The 15,328-nt window shown below is 54.7% G+C and carries 15 protein-coding genes (1 of these 15 only partly in view); 9 read left to right on the top strand and 6 right to left on the bottom strand.

Annotation, left to right across the window (positions count from 1 at the left end; all coding sequences use genetic code 11):
* The first annotated feature begins 30 nt into the window (after window positions 1-30).
* Window positions 31-1,818, top strand: coding sequence for a prenyltransferase/squalene oxidase repeat-containing protein (locus ABIE48_RS25310; RefSeq protein ID WP_192716947.1), 1,788 nt, complete (start codon window positions 31-33; stop codon window positions 1,816-1,818).
* A 191-nt stretch (window positions 1,819-2,009) separates the two neighbouring features.
* Here the strand turns inward: ABIE48_RS25310 and ABIE48_RS25305 are convergent, their stop codons facing one another.
* Window positions 2,010-2,762 (bottom strand): SGNH/GDSL hydrolase family protein, encoded by a 753-nt coding sequence (locus ABIE48_RS25305; protein ID WP_145028995.1) that lies wholly within the window; start codon window positions 2,760-2,762, stop codon window positions 2,010-2,012.
* 153 nt (window positions 2,763-2,915) lie between these two features.
* Between ABIE48_RS25305 and ABIE48_RS25300 the strand changes: the two genes are divergently transcribed.
* A complete protein-coding gene (locus ABIE48_RS25300; RefSeq protein ID WP_145028997.1) occupies window positions 2,916-3,188 on the top strand; it encodes a NifU N-terminal domain-containing protein in 273 nt (90 codons plus the stop codon).
* 243 nt (window positions 3,189-3,431) lie between these two features.
* On the opposite strand, the gene ABIE48_RS25295 is transcribed toward ABIE48_RS25300, so the two are convergent.
* Genes ABIE48_RS25295 through ABIE48_RS25285 form a run of 3 tightly spaced genes read right to left on the bottom strand, consistent with a single transcriptional unit; the run spans window position 3,432 to window position 6,586 of the window.
* Window positions 3,432-4,532, bottom strand: coding sequence for a Gfo/Idh/MocA family protein (locus ABIE48_RS25295; protein ID WP_089548622.1), 1,101 nt, complete (start codon window positions 4,530-4,532; stop codon window positions 3,432-3,434).
* Between the two features lie 5 nt (window positions 4,533-4,537).
* Complete coding sequence (locus ABIE48_RS25290) at window positions 4,538-5,386, bottom strand: sugar phosphate isomerase/epimerase family protein (protein ID WP_145028999.1); 849 nt, start codon at window positions 5,384-5,386, stop codon at window positions 4,538-4,540.
* Window positions 5,387-5,422: 36 nt separating this feature from the next.
* A complete protein-coding gene (locus ABIE48_RS25285) occupies window positions 5,423-6,586 on the bottom strand; it encodes a Gfo/Idh/MocA family protein (RefSeq protein WP_089548620.1) in 1,164 nt (387 codons plus the stop codon).
* Between the two features lie 207 nt (window positions 6,587-6,793).
* Here ABIE48_RS25285 and ABIE48_RS25280 point away from each other — a divergent pair, with 207 nt between their 5' ends.
* Complete coding sequence (locus ABIE48_RS25280; RefSeq protein ID WP_145029001.1) at window positions 6,794-7,621, top strand: AraC family transcriptional regulator; 828 nt, start codon at window positions 6,794-6,796, stop codon at window positions 7,619-7,621.
* A 49-nt stretch (window positions 7,622-7,670) separates the two neighbouring features.
* Here the strand turns inward: ABIE48_RS25280 and ABIE48_RS25275 are convergent, their stop codons facing one another.
* Together ABIE48_RS25275 and ABIE48_RS25270 are read right to left on the bottom strand one after the other, a co-directional pair.
* Entirely contained in the window at window positions 7,671-8,396 is a 726-nt protein-coding gene (locus ABIE48_RS25275) for a response regulator (protein ID WP_397342663.1), read from the bottom strand.
* On the bottom strand, window positions 8,365-10,011 hold the full coding sequence (locus tag ABIE48_RS25270) for an ATP-binding protein (RefSeq protein ID WP_192716946.1): 1,647 nt from the start codon (window positions 10,009-10,011) through the stop codon (window positions 8,365-8,367). Before ABIE48_RS25270 ends, ABIE48_RS25275 begins: the two co-directional genes overlap by 32 nt.
* A gap of 241 nt (window positions 10,012-10,252) precedes the next feature.
* Between ABIE48_RS25270 and ABIE48_RS25265 the strand changes: the two genes are divergently transcribed.
* From ABIE48_RS25265 to ABIE48_RS25240, 6 genes are all read left to right on the top strand, one after another.
* A complete protein-coding gene (locus ABIE48_RS25265) occupies window positions 10,253-11,287 on the top strand; it encodes a tripartite tricarboxylate transporter substrate binding protein (protein WP_145029005.1) in 1,035 nt (344 codons plus the stop codon).
* 76 nt (window positions 11,288-11,363) lie between these two features.
* Window positions 11,364-11,825, top strand: coding sequence for a tripartite tricarboxylate transporter TctB family protein (locus ABIE48_RS25260; RefSeq protein ID WP_145029007.1), 462 nt, complete (start codon window positions 11,364-11,366; stop codon window positions 11,823-11,825).
* A gap of 11 nt (window positions 11,826-11,836) precedes the next feature.
* Window positions 11,837-13,363: a tripartite tricarboxylate transporter permease gene (locus tag ABIE48_RS25255; RefSeq protein WP_076175708.1), complete on the top strand. Its 1,527-nt coding sequence runs from the start codon at window positions 11,837-11,839 to the stop codon at window positions 13,361-13,363.
* Between the two features lie 23 nt (window positions 13,364-13,386).
* Window positions 13,387-14,088, top strand: a complete 702-nt coding sequence (locus ABIE48_RS25250; protein WP_145029077.1) for a TerC family protein — start codon at window positions 13,387-13,389, stop codon at window positions 14,086-14,088.
* A 17-nt stretch (window positions 14,089-14,105) separates the two neighbouring features.
* Window positions 14,106-14,345 (top strand): HPr family phosphocarrier protein, encoded by a 240-nt coding sequence (locus ABIE48_RS25245; protein ID WP_145029011.1) that lies wholly within the window; start codon window positions 14,106-14,108, stop codon window positions 14,343-14,345.
* Between the two features lie 18 nt (window positions 14,346-14,363).
* A protein-coding gene (locus tag ABIE48_RS25240) for an NAD-dependent malic enzyme (protein ID WP_192716945.1) crosses the window boundary here: on the top strand, window positions 14,364-15,328 show its 5' portion. It continues 454 nt past the right edge of the window; 965 of the gene's 1,419 nt are visible here — the first part of the coding sequence; it begins with the start codon at window positions 14,364-14,366; its stop codon lies off the right edge, out of view.

Raw genomic sequence — 15,328 nt, 5'->3', positions numbered from 1 at the left:
TTGGCGACTACGAAAGCGAGTGGATAAAGTATGTATGAACAATTGGTTGGCATAAACGATCGATGCGTGGAGGAAAGCCTAAGCCGCCAGGTGCTGGACGAGGGCAGCCGTTATCATGGGGGCGTCACGGACCCGGTCAACGGCATCGCCTGGGCCAGCCATGGCGGCACGCCGATGGTCATGGCGCTCTGGGCCGCGGCGCTGATCAATCCCGATTCGCGTTATTATCATAACGAAGAGCTGCTCAGCCGGCTGGAGCACGGGGCAGAATTCATATTGAGATTCCAGCATGCCGACGGCTCCATCTCCCCGGGCTGGACGAATATGCACTCCCCGCCGGATACGGCGTTCGTGGCAGGCGGTCTCGCCCAGGTGCACGAGCTGCTCGAGGCCCATCTCGAGGGCTGGGAGCAGCTGGAGAAGGCCGCCGGCCTGATCCGGTTGTTCCTTACCCGGACCGCCCCTGTACTGCTGACAGGCGGCTGCCATACCCCCAACCACCGGTGGGTGCTCACGGCTGCCCTCGGCTTTTTGTACCGGCTCACCGGTAAGGAGGAACTGAAGGACAGGGCCGAAGCCTGGCTGGCTGAAGGGATGGACTGCACGGAGGACGGGGAATGGACCGAGCGGAGCAACGGAATCTATAACGGGGTCAGCGACATCGTGCTGTATTATGCCGCGGAACAGCTGAACCGGCCGGAGCTGCTGGAACCGGTCCGCTGGAACCTGCGGATGATGGCTTACCTGATTCATCCGGACGGCGAGGTTGTAACCGATTATTCCGGCCGCCAGGATTACGGGGTGAGGCATGACCTGTCCGGGTATTTTCTAATCAGCCGACTGATGGAGCATATGGACAGGGATCCGCTGTTTGCGGCGCTTGCCGATGCCGCCGGCCAGGCGCTTGTCCATCCGGGCTGGCTGCCGAACAACGCGATGATCGGCTATCTGCGCTATCCGCAGCTCCGTGAGCGGCAGGTTCAACCGTCTCCTCTTCCCGATCGCTACCGCGTGATGATCAACCGGCATTTTGACCGCGGGCAGTACCTCCGGCAGCTGGAAAGCGCGGGCCATTACGGCCGCATTTACCACAGCCGGCTGCACACCGATTTCGGCGCTCCGGTCGGACGGCAGCGGGACGGTCAGACCAGCCTGACCGTCATGGCGGAGACGGACTCGTTCCTGTCCCTCCGGCATGGAGCTTTGCGGCTGCTGGGCGTCCGGCTGGCCTCCTCATTCGAACCCGGCTACGTCAAAATGAACACGCTAGAGGAGCTGCCGGACGGATACCGTTTGGCCGGGGACGAGGCCAAAGGCTATTACGGTCCGCTCCCCCGAACGGCGCTGCCGCAGACGGCGGCAGGTGGCGGGACGAGCCCGTGGTACTTGCTGCCGCACCATTTGCGCGAGATGACGCATGAGCAGCACCATCGCGCCGAAGCGGAGCTGACCGCAGATGAAGAGGGGTTCCGGCTTCGCGTGCAGTGCCGGGAACCTGAAGGCATGATGACGCAGGTATCCTTCGTCTTCGGCGGCGAAACGGCATTCGTTGGGGAAGGGTTGTTTCCCGCAGACGAGTCCGGCGGCGTGCTGTTCTGGAAGCAGGGCGGCGTCCGCTGCAGCGCCGGTACGGACTGGATGGAGATGGAGGGCGGGCAGCACGGACACTGGGCGAAGGCGCTGAACAACACCAGCTTTCCTGCCGGCTGCCGCACGCTGGTCGTCAATTTGATGACGCCGTATGACTGGACGTTCACTCTGCGGCTCTGCCCGAAGGAAGGCCGCTTGGGAGAAGTAGACTCGAAAGAGCCGGACTGAACGAATGAGAAAACTCCAAATGACAAAAAGGCTGTTCCCCAGGTGAAGTCACCTGATAGGGCAGCCTTTTTAGTACAAACCAAGAAAGTCTAGAAGCAAGGTACGTCTATTGAATTGGATTTTCCAGCAAACGGATGAATGAAACGCAAAAAATGCATCTAATTTCAACTAAACTCGCATGATCCTATCATTTACGCCTCGCAGCCTATCGTATTGTCTTTCAGCAAATGCCCGTAATTGGCCTTGACGAACTCGAGAACCTTGTCGTAAATGATACGATGGCCGTCCTGGTTCGGATGGATGCCGTCGGAGCAGATGAATTGGGTAAAGTCCGGATGGGCGAGAAAAGCACCCCGCACGTCAATGTATTTGGTCTTGGTCAGCTCGGACACCTTGAGGATCGTCGAATTGTAACGCTCCTGCCACCAGTAGATTTTGGTGACGCTGCCGAGAAACTTCATGATGTTTCGCTCCGCTTCGGGGTTATCCTGGCTGACCCACTTGAAGTATTTATCCGCGTTGAGGGGAGGGAGGCTCATGAGGACCGGCGTAATCGACTGGCTTTTCAGAAAATTCACCGTGTCCGTCAGCATTTTCTCAAACAGCGTAAAATCCGTCTTGGGACGGTGCTCCGCGTCCGGATTGTTGGCAATTTCACTCCAGTTAAAATCGCAATCGTTGCCGCCGTATTCAATCAGCACCATGCTGGGCTTGCCCTTCAGAATTTCTTTCTTCAGGCTGCCGATGCCCTTCATCAGCGTATTGCCGAATCTCGCCGTGTTTTTTACGGCTCCCTTTAGTTTGTCCTGAAGAAGGGATACGTAATTATCCTCAAGGATGACATATTTGCTGCGTGTTTCATCATACACGACCCCCTTGGAAATCGAGTCCCCGGAAACGATGTACGTGGCGTCTATTCCGGGCTGCAGTCTGCTGTCGCTCATTTCTTCACCTCTCCCTAACCGTTCAATTCCTTTTATTGTAATCCAGCGTTTCGCCAAGCGCAAATGATGTCGCTTTCACTTCTGAAGGGCGAATTGGTTTTGGTGGATAATGGACAATATGGTACAGTTATAGGCAGAAAGGAGTGATTAAGCATGGCCGTATCCATTCAAATTCAGCAGACCCCGAACCCGCACTCGCTTAAAGTCAATGCGAGCCAGAGCCTGTTCGAAGGACCGAAAAGTACCTCACTGAAAAAAGGGGACGAAACCGACCATCCGCTCGCCGGCGCGCTGCTCAGCATCGACGGGGTGGACAACATTTTTGGCATCGGGACGTTCGTCACCGTCAGCAAAATGCCGGATGCCGATTGGGACAACATCGTTCCGAAAATCGAAGAGGCGTTTACCAACGTCTACGGGGAGTAGTGACAGAATAATAGCCATAGCCTCGGCACGTGCATGACATATAACCGAATGGCATGGCTATTCTTTATTCGATGGATGCCCTAACGAAATAGATCCAAGTCCGGATGGAATGAAAAAAGCTCCCGCCGTGCTCTCAACCTCTTTACACAGAGGGGGAGCGCGATACGGGAGCTTTTTGCTTATGGAAAAGTCGTCAATCCTGGCAGTCCGTTAATTTAACATGCGGTCGGGCAAGAATTGTGGCTACGAATTCGTCTGCAGCACCTGATCAATACGTACGGCCGCTTCCTGCGCCTTAAGGCACAGCTCGGCTGCTTTAAAGCAGTGCTCCTGGGTCATGGCGTTCTCGGTCCGGTTCAGGCAGTCGAGAATGAGCTGGCCGAAGTAAGGGTAGCCTACCTTGCCTTTAACTTCGAAGTGCTGCTCGCCGTCCCCGTTCACCAGGTAGACATGGTCGCCGCGCGGATCGCGGGCGATGTCGATGTATTTGCGCAGCTCGATATAGCCTTCGGTGCCGAGGATGATCGTCCGGCCGTCGCCCCAGGTGCCGAGACCGTCCGGTGTAAACCAGTCGACCCGGAAATACTGGGTGGCGCCATTGTCGCCTACCAGGGTCGCGTCGCCGAAATCCTCGAGCTCGGGATAGTCCGGGTTGTTGTAATTCGCTACTTTGCTGTGCAGAACCTTGGCGTCCTTGCAGCCGGCATAGAACAGGAACTGTTCGATTTGGTGGCTCCCGATATCGCACAGAATGCCGCCGTATTTATCCTTCTCAAAAAACCAGTCCGGACGCGACGGCGCATTCAGCCGGTGCGGGCCGAAGCCGGTCACCTGGATGACACGGCCGATGGCTCCTTTTTGCACGAGCTGTCCGGCATAGACCGCTGACTCCACATGGAGCCGCTCGCTGTAATATACAGCGTATTTTTGGCCGGTTTCCTTCACCTTCCGGCGCGCCGCTTCCAGCTGGTCCAGCGAAGTGAACGGCGTTTTGTCCGTAAAATAGTCTTTTCCTGCGTCCATCACCTGCAGCCCAAGAGCACAGCGTTCGCTTGGCACCGCGGCTGCGGCCACCAATCGGACCTCCGGATCCCCGAGCACCTGCTCAAGGCTGTCCGCGATCTGAACCTGCGGGAACTTGTCGGCAAAAGCCTGGCTTCTCGCCGGCTCCGGATCGTAAACCCATTTCAGCGTCGCCCCGGCTTCGATCAGCCCGTTGCACATGCCATAAATGTGCCCGTGGTCCAAGGCCGCCGCCGCAAACACAAATTCGCCCGGTTCAACAACATGGTTCGGCTTGCCTTCCGGCGCGTAGTTCATTCCGTCTTTATTTTGTGCGGTCATGAAGGTCACATCCTTTCGCGCATGAGCTGGGCGAATTCCTTCAGCAGCTCACGCGACGTGTATTGTTCGCTGAAATCCTCGATGCCCAAGTAGCCGTCATAGCCGACGGATTTCAGGTCATTGAGCAGTGAGGTGAAATCTACGATGCCTTCGCGCATCGGGGCCCATTTCGAACGCCATTTGACCGTTCCGTCTTCACGCGTTCCCTCGCGGACCCACTCGGCGTTTTTGATGTGAACGTGGGCGAGGTAAGGACCGAGAAGCTGAAGGCCCATCCGGGAATGCTCGAAGCCTTCGTGGATCATGTTGCCCGGATCGTACAGAACGCCGATATGGTCCGGGCTGCAGTGGCTGACCAGACGGTGGGCGAGACCGGCGCTCGGCGCGATCGTGCCGTGATGGGTTTCGATGATGCCTTTGACGCCGTATTGCTGGGCCATTTGCTCCGCTTCTTTTAAATAGCGGACTGTCTTGTCGTACAGCTCGTTATAGTCGGCGGTTCCGTTATACCCGGCCACGCCGAGGCGGATCATTTTCGCCCCAAGCTGCTGGGCCGTCCGGAATACATGCTCCGTATCCTTCAGGTCCAGATGGTTCAGATAGGGAGTGATGCTGACGACTTCAAGCCCCTGCGCAAGGGCCAGGTCTTTGAATTTCTGCATTTGGTCCGCGGGAAGGGAGGGGTCGATCGAGCACAAATTGTTGCTCCAGAACGACGGCTTCTCGCCTGCCGCGCCTGCGGGAACTTCCTTGAAGCGCCATTCCACGCCGTCCAGCCCGGCTTCCTTAGCGGCCAGTACAAGCTCTTCAGGGGTTAGATCCGGGGTAACGACGGTAAATACCGATAGTTTCATAGGGCGATTCTCCTCTTATCGATAATGGGATATCTATCAGTGAGTTCCGGATACGTCCAGCACCTTACCGCCGGCGGTTTCCTTGCGGAACGTCGAGTTTTTGATCTTCTCCTGCAGCTTGTCGTAGAACAGATCCTCGTCGAGCGGAAGGTCCACCCAATCGTCCGTCCAGGCCGACAGATGCATCGCGTTCGAGATCGTCAGGCCGCGGATGCCTTCTTCGCCCGGGGCGATCAGCTTCTCGCCGTGCAGCAGGGCATTGGTGAAGTTCTGTAAAATCCCGTTATGCTGCGGACCGTGTCCCCCATGCACCGGAATGTCGCATTTCCAGCATTCCGGCTGGCCGAATCCGCCTGTATATTCCGCGTTGAACTGCGGCTCGGGCACGCGCAGGCGCCAGAAGGTGATTTTGTCGTCTTCGACGACGATTTTGCCGTTATCTCCGGAGAGCTCGAACCGGTTCGTTCCGGGTGCTTCGCCTACGGTGGTCACGAATACGCCGGTAGCTCCGTTTTCATATTCGACATATGCGGTGACGTCGTCTTCGACTTCGATATTGCGGTATTTACCAAAGTGGCAGAAAGCACGCACGCGCTTCGGCATCAGGCCGGTCGTCCACTGCCACAGGTCCAGCTGGTGCGGATCCTGGTTCAGCAGCACGCCGCCGCCTTCGCCGGCCCATGTGGCCCGCCATCCGCCCGAATTATAGTAGCTCTGCGAGCGGTACCAGTTGGTAATGATCCAGTTGGTCCGCTTGATATTTCCCAATTCTCCGGACTGAACCAGGTCTCGCAGCTTGGTATACAGCGGGGAAGTCCGCTGGTTGTACATGATGCCGAACAGCTTGCCCGATTGGGAAGCAGCCTCGTTCATTTCACGAACCGCTTTGGTGTAGACTCCGGCCGGTTTTTCGACGATGACGTGGTAACCGTTCTCAAAAGCCTGGATCGCCAGCACCGGATGATCATAATGCGGAGCGGCGATCAGGACGGCATCCATCGCTTGCGAAGCGAAGAAAGCCTCCGGTGTGTCGAATTTTTGAACCGATTCCGGCAGATGGGCCTGTGCCCACTCCAGACGGGCGGGGCTCGTATCGCAGATCGCCGTCAGCTGCGCCCCCTTGATTTTGTCCACCAAATTCAGTGCATGACTGCTTCCCATATTCCCGATGCCGATAATGCCGTATCGTACTTGCTCCATCTAAATGATCCCGCCTTCCCATGGATTATGATCAAAGTTTGCAGGCATGTAAGCCATTACATCTCCCTCAAGCTTAGCCCGAATGGCATGGGAAGCAAATGGCTAAGATTAAGAGGGTTTTGCACAAAATTAAGGTGTTTTCGTAAAATGGGGATGATACAATGGCATTACATCAGACGACTATTTTCTATATAAGGAGGGTCATTTATGGCACAGGCTATGCAGCTCGGCGCACGGCTGCCGGAAGGGCTTCGGGTACATATCAGTCACGTCCAGCTCAAAAGCGGCTTTCCCGACTGGAACCGGGCCGAAGTCGCCCCGAGCTTCCACCGGCTCTATTACATCACTGAAGGCGAAGGATCGGTCGTCATCAACGGCGTGACCTATTACCCCAAGCCGAACCAGCTGATGATCATGCCTGCGGGGACGAGCCAGACGACCTATACGTCCAAGGAAAATCCATACACGCGGTATTTCTGCCATTTTGACGCCCAGGTAGGGGAGTGGCCCTTGTTCCATGCAGACAGCAAGCTCTATATCAGCGATGTCGGCGACCCGGAGTTTATTCGAAGCACTTTTAACGATATGATCGGCCAATTTCAGGCGGGAGGTCCTTTCGCGGCCCTGCGCATGCAAGCGGGTCTGCTGCACATGCTGGCCTGCTGCTTAGAAGAAGGAGGATACACCGACTATTGGATCGATTTCATGCACCATACGGAAGGGAACAAGCTGGGCGGTGTGCTGCAGTACATCCATGACCATCTTCGTGAACCGATGGAAATCGAAAAGCTGGCCGAGATCGTCCATCTGCATCCGAACTACTTTATCCCTTATTTTAAAAAAGCGATGGGATGCACACCGATGCATTACGTCCAGCGCAAACGGATGGAGGAAGCCAGACGCCTGCTTTCATTTACGAACGCGCCCGTAGCGGACATTGCCGATCAGCTCGGAATGCAGCTGTCGCACTTTTCCCGGCAGTTCAAGGGGCATACCGGCATGTCGCCGACGGAGTATCGGGCGTGCACGCGGTAAGAATTATCCGGTATGGAGCAAGGAAAACCCGCCTGCGCCTGCAGACGGGTTATTTTTTGCTCCGGTATACGCGCTCCGGCCGTCCTACGACCCCATAGGACAGGTCGGCATAGACAATGCCGAACCCGACGAGATGCTCCAGATATCTACGGCTGGTCGAACGGCTGATGCCGATCCGTTTGGCCACTTGATGGGCGGTTAGCCCGTCGTTCACCGTTGAAATGGTTTGAACGACCTTTTCAAGCGTCAATTTATCGATGCCTTTAGGCAGGAAAACATCGGCCGTATTCACAGGAAGCGGCTCCGCTTTGACGGGACCTGCGAGCAGGCGGTCCACATCGCTCTGGCCGATGCTGCCAGCCGTATCCAGCCGGGATAACTCCCGTTGAAATACCGCATAATGTAGCAGCGTTTCCTTCAGCCTGTCGAAGATGAGCGGCTTCATCAGGTAATCGAACGCGCCGCTGCGGATGGCTTCCCGGATCGGTTCGATTTCCCGGGCGGCGGTAATCATGATGACATCCGTGCTGCGGTAGTGCTGGCGGATGAACAGCAGCAGATCCAAGCCATTGGCTTGAGGCAGGTAGATATCCAGAAGCACCAATTGGGGCTCCAGGATTTCCAGCTGCGATTTCGCCTGCATTTCATCCGTGGCGATGCCGACGACTTTAAATCCCGGCACTTGCTCTACGAATCGCCTGTTTATCTCCGCGATTTTGGTATCATCCTCCACGATTAACACCTCAATCGTTGGGTTTGGTTCGGACATTTCCATGAGGATGCTCCTTTCTGAATAGATCGGGTTGTTTGGGGATCGCCACCGTAAAGACCGTACCGCCGCCCGCCGTATTCCGATGGAACGTAATGTAACCGCTTAACTTATGGACCGCATGAACGACAAGGGCAAGCCCGATCCCGCGGTGTTCCCCCGGTTTGGTAGAGAAGCCCTTTTCATAGATCGTTTCTCCGATGTCTTCCGGAATGCCGATTCCGTTATCCTCGCATTCGATGATCAGGTCCTCACCCAAATCTGTCAGGAACAGCGTGACTTCGCCTTTGGATTCGGAAAAGGTTTGCCGCGCAAGAACGGCTTCCATCGCGTTGTCGATCAAATTTCCGATAATGGTCACGAGCAGGCTGCGGTCCATATGGTCCGGGATGTCAGCGAACGTGCTCTCTGGATCAATCTCAAAGAAAAGCTTCAGCTCTTGGGCGTGATTGTACTTGCCGATCAGCAGCCCGCCGATGACCGGGTCCGGGATTTCCCTCATCACAAACTGAATCAAATGCTGATGGACGTTCACTTCGCGGTTGATCAGGTCCACCGCTTCCTGGTAAGACTCCAGCTGGATCAGGCCGGATATGACATAGAGCTTGTTGGAGTATTCGTGCGTCTGCGCCCGGAGCGACTCCGCAAAACGCTTGACCTGGGACAACTCTTCGGCCAGCCGGTATAATTCCGGCTTGCTGCGGAAGCTGGAGACCGCGCCGGTTAATTGATTGTTCATATCCATGATAGGGAGCCTGTTCACGATCACTTCATGGTCGCCGATCAGCATCTCCCGGTCGAACTCGGCTTCGCCGCTCCGGACTACCTCGAGCAGCCGCGTGTTCGGAAGGACATCTTCAATATGTTTTCCCATGATCGCTTCATTCTCCGACAGATTCATCAGCTGAAGAGCGAAACGGTTAGCCATCGTAATGAAGCCATCCCGGTTAATGGCGATAACTCCTTCGCGGATCGATTCCAGGACCGCCTTTTTCTCTGTATACAGGGCCCCGATTTCCTTGGGCTCAAGTCCATGAATGGAACGCCTGACGCTGCGTGCGATCAGTACGGCTCCGCTTGCCCCGACAGCCAGACCGACCAAGGAGACCAGCAATATTTCATTCTGGTACACATCGTTTATCCGGTCAATGTTGTCGGTCAGAAAACCGACAGACACGATGCCGATCACCGTCCCGTCATCCGCGATAACAGGAGCCTTCCCGCGTACGGAAGGCCCCATGGAACCTGTGGCCTTGGACACGATCGAATGCCCCGCAAGTACCGGACCGTTGTCGCCGCCGACCATCGATTTGCCGATCCGGTCCGGCAGGGGATGCGAATACCGGATGCCTTCGCGGTTCCCTACAACGATATACTGGGCGCCGGTTTTGATCCGGACGCTTTCCGAAATAGGCTGGATTGCGGCCGAAGGATCCGGCTCAGTAAAGGCTTTTCTAATCTCCGGCATGATCGCTAGAGTTTCAGCTACTTTTAGGGCGCGCTGACCGATCTGATCCTCGAAAATGTTTGTGATCACGACATAAAAAATACCGCTCAAGCTGAGGATGATAAAGGCAATCAGGGAACAGATGATCCAAATCAGTTTTGTCTGCAGCCGCATGTTGTACCGTGCGCCCCTCCGTTTTTTGCTTTTATTGTAGCATAAAGGCCTTGAAAGGGCTTTCATTTTATCGTGAACAAAATGAACAAAATGCCCATAATCGTGTTTTTAGATCTTATGTGCTTAACATTTGCTAAAGCTGCCGCGGGTGATATGCTGAGAACCACAAAAAGAAAGCGCATACATTGTGATGACCAAGTTGAATAAGGGTTGAGATGAACTTTTCGAAAGGGGTATCCAGATGAATAAAAAAATGATGAGCAAAACCTGGAAAGTGATACCTGCGGCCATTCTGGCGCTTAGTTTGGCGGCTTGTGCCAACGGGGGAGCAGCAAAAGAGGGGACTTCTGCCCAAAAATCCAATTATCCCGACAAAGCGTTAACGCTCGTGGCCCCATCGGGTGCGGGCGGGGGATGGGATATGACGGCCCGTACCATTGCGAAAGTATTGACCGAGACAAAAACTGTCAGCAAAGCTATTACGGTTGAAAATAAACCGGGCGGAGGCGGCGCCGTGTTTATGGCCGAGTATGCGACCAAGGACAAGAAGGATGACTACAAATTGTTTGTCAGCTCTCCGCCGATCCTGATCAACCATTTAAAAAAGGAGGGCAATTCGCCATATGGATATCAGGATACGACGCCGCTGGCTCAGCTGACGAAGGACTATGGCGCCATTGCCGTAGCGGCTGACTCGAAATACAACGATCTGAAGTCGCTGCTCGATGATTTGAAAGCCGATCCGACCAAGTTCACGATCGCCGGCGGATCGGCTCCCGGCTCTATGGATCATCTCGTATCCATTCTTCCGGCGTTCAAGTACGGGATTGACCCCAAGAGCGTCAAGTACGTTTCTTATGACGGGGGCGGCGAAGCCATTACCGCACTGCTTGGCGGCAACGCCGATGTACTGGGTACGGATGCCTCGTCGCTTGATCAGTATTTAAAGGCCGGAAAAATCAAAGTGCTCGGCGTGGCCGCACCTGAACGTCTGGGAGGAAGCTTGAAAGACGTGCCGACGATGAAGGAGCAGGGAATTGACGCGGAATTCCTCATTTGGCGGGGGATATTCGGACCCAAGGAAATGAGCGCTGAAGCGAAGAGCTATTGGGATCAGGCCATCAAAAAAATGACCGAGACGAAAGAGTGGGCGGCCGAGATGACGGCGAACAACTGGGAAAGCGATTATAAGAACAGCGACGATTTCAAGGCTTTCCTGGCTCAACAAAATGATCAGCTGAAAGAAATGCTGACGGCACTCGGCATGCAGAAGTAACGGCTTAGGCCATGCAGGGGCAGGGAAAGGGATGGGGACTTCCCTTTTCCCTGTCTGAAGAGGAGGCTTGAAGACTATGAATCATTCATTTGACCGCTATGCCGGCATCGTATTTTGTGCGATCGGCATCGCTTTTGTCATCGGAAGCACCAGCATATCGACAAGCGCCTATGGCAGCAACGTTGGCGCGAACATCTTTCCGATGTTTCTCGGCGCATTTCTTTCGCTGATGAGCATCAGGCTGATATATGAAACCTTCCGCAGGCAGCAGAAGCAGCAAAATCGGGAAAAGCTCGATTACAAGCGTTTCGGTATTATTTTTACGGCCGCCGTGCTGTACGCCCTTTTCCTGGAGGATATCGGATTCGTTATTTCAACGTTCCTGTTCCTGATGATCGGCTTTCAAACGATGCAGCGGGGCCGGATCTGGATATCGGTCGTGATCTCCGCCTGCTTTTCTTACGGTGTGTATTATCTGTATGTCAACGTGCTGGATGGTACCCTGCCCGGTTTTCCATCTTGGTTAGTCTTATTCTAGGGGGTTAAACAATGAGCACAGTTGAATATTTGCTGCATGGACTTGGGACGGCAATGCAGTGGCATAATCTGGTCTTTGTATTTTTTGGCGTCTTGATCGGCACCGTCGTTGGCGTGCTGCCAGGCATCGGTCCGATGAGCGGCGTGGCGCTGCTGATTCCGATTACCGCAACCATGACATCGGGCCTGAGTCCGGAAGAAGCGGCTACAAGTTCCATTATTCTGCTGGCTGGCGTATATTACGGCGCCATGTACGGCGGGTCCACGACTTCCATTCTGCTCAATACGCCGGGCGAGTCCTCGTCTGTCGTCACGACTTTGGACGGATATCAAATGGCGAAGCAGGGACGGGCGGGTGCAGCGCTTGCGATATCGGCTATCGGTTCGTTTGCCGCAGGCATTATCTCTTTGGTTGGACTCATCTTCCTGGCCCGCCCATTATCGGCTGTTGCTATTAAATTTGGTCCCGCCGAATACTTTTCGCTGATGGTGCTTGGACTCCTTGCGATCAGCGGCCTGGCCGGCAAATCGATGGTCAAGGCGCTGATGATGACGGCACTCGGCCTGCTTCTGGCGACGATCGGGATCGACAGCGTATCCGGTGTAGAGCGGTTTACCTTCGGGATTCCGGAGCTTTATCAGGGGCTGGAATTTTTGACGATCGCAGTCGGCATGTTCGCGGTAGGTGAAGTGTTCAAAACCATTTTGGAACGGGACCATAACGATGGAGAAATCGCAAAAATCAGCCGCATTCTGCCAACGAAGCAGGATATGAAGGACAGCGCCGCACCGATCGCGCGCGGTTCTATTCTTGGCTTCTTTATCGGACTGCTGCCAGGAGCAGGAGCCATTCTCGCGTCCTTTTTTGCATATATTGTAGAAAAAAAGATCAGCAAGCATCCCGAGAAATTCGGCAAAGGCGCCATCGAAGGCGTTGCGTCGCCCGAATCGGCAAATAATGCGGCTTCCGGCGGGGCCATGATTCCACTGCTCAGTCTGGGGATTCCGTCTTCCGGTACGACGGCCATTTTGATGGGTGCCTTCATTATGTACAATGTGCAGCCGGGCCCATTGCTGTTTCAGGATCATCCCCAGCTGGCCTGGGGCGTTATAGCCAGTATGTTTGTCGGCAACCTGATGCTGCTGATTCTCAACATGCCACTCGTCAAGCTGTTCGCCAAGGTGATCGAGACGCCTGCCAAGTACTTGATCCCTTTAATTATTGTCTTTTCGGTCTTCGGAGTGTACGCCGTTCAGTATTCAACGTTCGATCTTCTCTTAATTATGGGCTGCGGTGTGGTCGGTTATGTATTGTCCAAAAACGACTTTCCGCTCGCTCCCCTCGTCCTGGGACTTATTCTTGGCCCCATGATGGAAAATAACATGCGGCGCGCGCTGACGATTTCCAACGGTGATTTTATGATCTTCCTCCAGAAGCCGGTCTCCCTTGTGTTTCTGATCATTGGACTGCTGTGGATTACGATTCCGTTAATCCTGAAGCTGAAAGGCAGGAGAGTTCTTGTTAATGAGGAAGGCTAGGAAAGGAAACGGCACTTATGGATATGGAGTGGTTACTTCTAGGTCTATTAAAAATTATCGTCATTAATATCGTGCTGAGCGGCGATAACGCTGTCGTTATCGCTCTCGCTTGCAAAAACCTGCCGCCCGAACAGAGGAAGAGGGCGGTATTCTTCGGCAGCTTCGGAGCGATTGTGCTTCGTTTCGTACTGACCATTGCCGCCGTTTGGCTGCTGCAGATACCTTTCGTTCAATTGGCAGGAGGCATACTGTTGCTCTGGATTGCGCTTAAACTCATGCAGGGTGAAGCCGAAGGGGGAAAGCTTGAAGCAAGCACCCGCCTGGCAAAAGCCATTAAAACGATTATGATCGCCGACTTGGTGATGAGCCTTGATAATGTGGTGGCCGTGGCTGGAGCGGCGTCAGGAAATTATCTCTTAATTGCCCTTGGACTTGCCGTCAGCATTCCATTGATTATTTGGGGCAGCAGACTGCTGATGACTCTAATGAGCCGTTTTCCGGTTATCGTTATTGTTGGCGTTGCTCTTCTCGGGTACACGTCGGGTGAAATGATTCTAAAAGAGAAGAGGCTGGCCAATATCACGGATGCCTTGCCTCATGCGTTTCACACGATCATTCCACTGGTACTCGCCGTTGGGATTGTCCTGGGAGGCAGACTGCTGCAGCACTACCGTCAGATACATGAATCCCGGACCGATGCAGGTGCAAGTACCCCACAAAGATAAAGAACGGAGGTAAACACATGGGTGGTTTGGTGACCAAGGCGATTGTGGATATTAATCAGACGGCTAACCGGTTTACATCCAGTATCGTGCTTAAGGCCGGTGGCCGGGCGATCGATGCCAAGAGCATCCTCGGTTTGAGCTTTTCGCTGTTGAGCCGGGAACAGTATCAGCTTGAAATTTACGGTCCTGACGAAGCTGCGGCCACAATAGCGATGAAAGAGGCGTTTGCCAGGCACGGCCTTAGGGTTGAAATTTGACGGGGGAGAGTGGAAGACATGGCTGTGCCTAAATCAGGAAGCACGAATATCATCGTCCGGGTGGAAATGGACAAGGCCTCTGCAGCGTTTGGAAGAATTGCCATGGCTATCGGGGATTCAGGAGGAGATATTGTAGCTATTGATGTCAGCGGTACCGGTAAAGTAACGACGATCCGGGACCTGACGGTTAACATTACGGACACGGGAGCGAAGGATTTAATTGTCCAGGTGCTGAATAAGCTGCCCGGCGTTAAGGTTTTGCAGGTTTCCGACCAAACCTTCCTGATGCATTTGGGAGGCAAAATCGAAGTGACGCCGAAAATGGCCATTAAATCCCGGGATGATCTGTCCCGTGTCTATACACCCGGCGTTGCCAGCGTATGTATGGCGATTCATGAGGACCCGTCCCGTGCCCATACCCTTACCATCAAACGCAACACAGTTGCGGTGGTGTCGGACGGGAGCGCCGTGCTTGGACTCGGGAATATCGGCCCACTCGCCGCCATGCCCGTGATGGAGGGAAAAGCGATGCTGTTCAAGCAGCTCGCGGGGGTGGATGCCTTTCCCATCTGTCTGGACTCGCAGGATACGGAGGAGATCATCGCGACGATCAAACGGATTGCTCCCGCGTTTGGAGGCATCAATTTGGAGGACATTTCGTCTCCGCGCTGCTTTGAAATCGAGAGGCGGCTGATCGAGGAGCTGGACATCCCCGTGTTTCACGACGACCAGCATGGGACGGCTGTCGTGCTGCTGGCGGGCCTTTATAATGCAGTGAAATTGGTCGGAAAGAGACTTGAGGATTGCAAAATCGTTCTGTGCGGCATCGGCGCTGCCGGCATCGCCTGTACCAAGATCCTTCAAGCTGCTGGCGTTACGCGGATCGTGGGGGTGGATCGGGAGGGTGCCATCGTTCGCGGGAACGAGTATACACATGACGCCTGGCGTTGGTACGCCGAGCATACGAATCCGGGCAAGGAGTC

It is taken from the genome of Paenibacillus sp. OAE614, from assembly GCF_040546645.1.
Lineage (GTDB): Bacteria > Bacillota > Bacilli > Paenibacillales > Paenibacillaceae > Paenibacillus_AQ > Paenibacillus_AQ favisporus.
Note: the sequence above shows the minus strand (reverse complement) of the source record. Positions and strands in the feature narration are given on the sequence as shown.

Excerpts from the sequence above, each read along its gene's own strand:
- ABIE48_RS25310 (WP_192716947.1), top strand. The coding sequence starts at position 31 with ATGTATGAACAATTGGTTGGCATAAACGATCGATGCGTGGAGGAAAGC.
- ABIE48_RS25305 (WP_145028995.1), bottom strand. The coding sequence starts at position 2,762 with ATGAGCGACAGCAGACTGCAGCCCGGAATAGACGCCACGTACATCGTT.
- ABIE48_RS25300 (WP_145028997.1), top strand. The coding sequence starts at position 2,916 with ATGGCCGTATCCATTCAAATTCAGCAGACCCCGAACCCGCACTCGCTT.
- ABIE48_RS25295 (WP_089548622.1), bottom strand. The coding sequence starts at position 4,532 with ATGACCGCACAAAATAAAGACGGAATGAACTACGCGCCGGAAGGCAAG.
- ABIE48_RS25290 (WP_145028999.1), bottom strand. The coding sequence starts at position 5,386 with ATGAAACTATCGGTATTTACCGTCGTTACCCCGGATCTAACCCCTGAA.
- ABIE48_RS25285 (WP_089548620.1), bottom strand. The coding sequence starts at position 6,586 with ATGGAGCAAGTACGATACGGCATTATCGGCATCGGGAATATGGGAAGC.
- ABIE48_RS25280 (WP_145029001.1), top strand. The coding sequence starts at position 6,794 with ATGGCACAGGCTATGCAGCTCGGCGCACGGCTGCCGGAAGGGCTTCGG.
- ABIE48_RS25275 (WP_397342663.1), bottom strand. The coding sequence starts at position 8,396 with ATGGAAATGTCCGAACCAAACCCAACGATTGAGGTGTTAATCGTGGAG.
- ABIE48_RS25270 (WP_192716946.1), bottom strand. The coding sequence starts at position 10,011 with ATGCGGCTGCAGACAAAACTGATTTGGATCATCTGTTCCCTGATTGCC.
- ABIE48_RS25265 (WP_145029005.1), top strand. The coding sequence starts at position 10,253 with ATGAATAAAAAAATGATGAGCAAAACCTGGAAAGTGATACCTGCGGCC.
- ABIE48_RS25260 (WP_145029007.1), top strand. The coding sequence starts at position 11,364 with ATGAATCATTCATTTGACCGCTATGCCGGCATCGTATTTTGTGCGATC.
- ABIE48_RS25255 (WP_076175708.1), top strand. The coding sequence starts at position 11,837 with ATGAGCACAGTTGAATATTTGCTGCATGGACTTGGGACGGCAATGCAG.
- ABIE48_RS25250 (WP_145029077.1), top strand. The coding sequence starts at position 13,387 with ATGGAGTGGTTACTTCTAGGTCTATTAAAAATTATCGTCATTAATATC.
- ABIE48_RS25245 (WP_145029011.1), top strand. The coding sequence starts at position 14,106 with ATGGGTGGTTTGGTGACCAAGGCGATTGTGGATATTAATCAGACGGCT.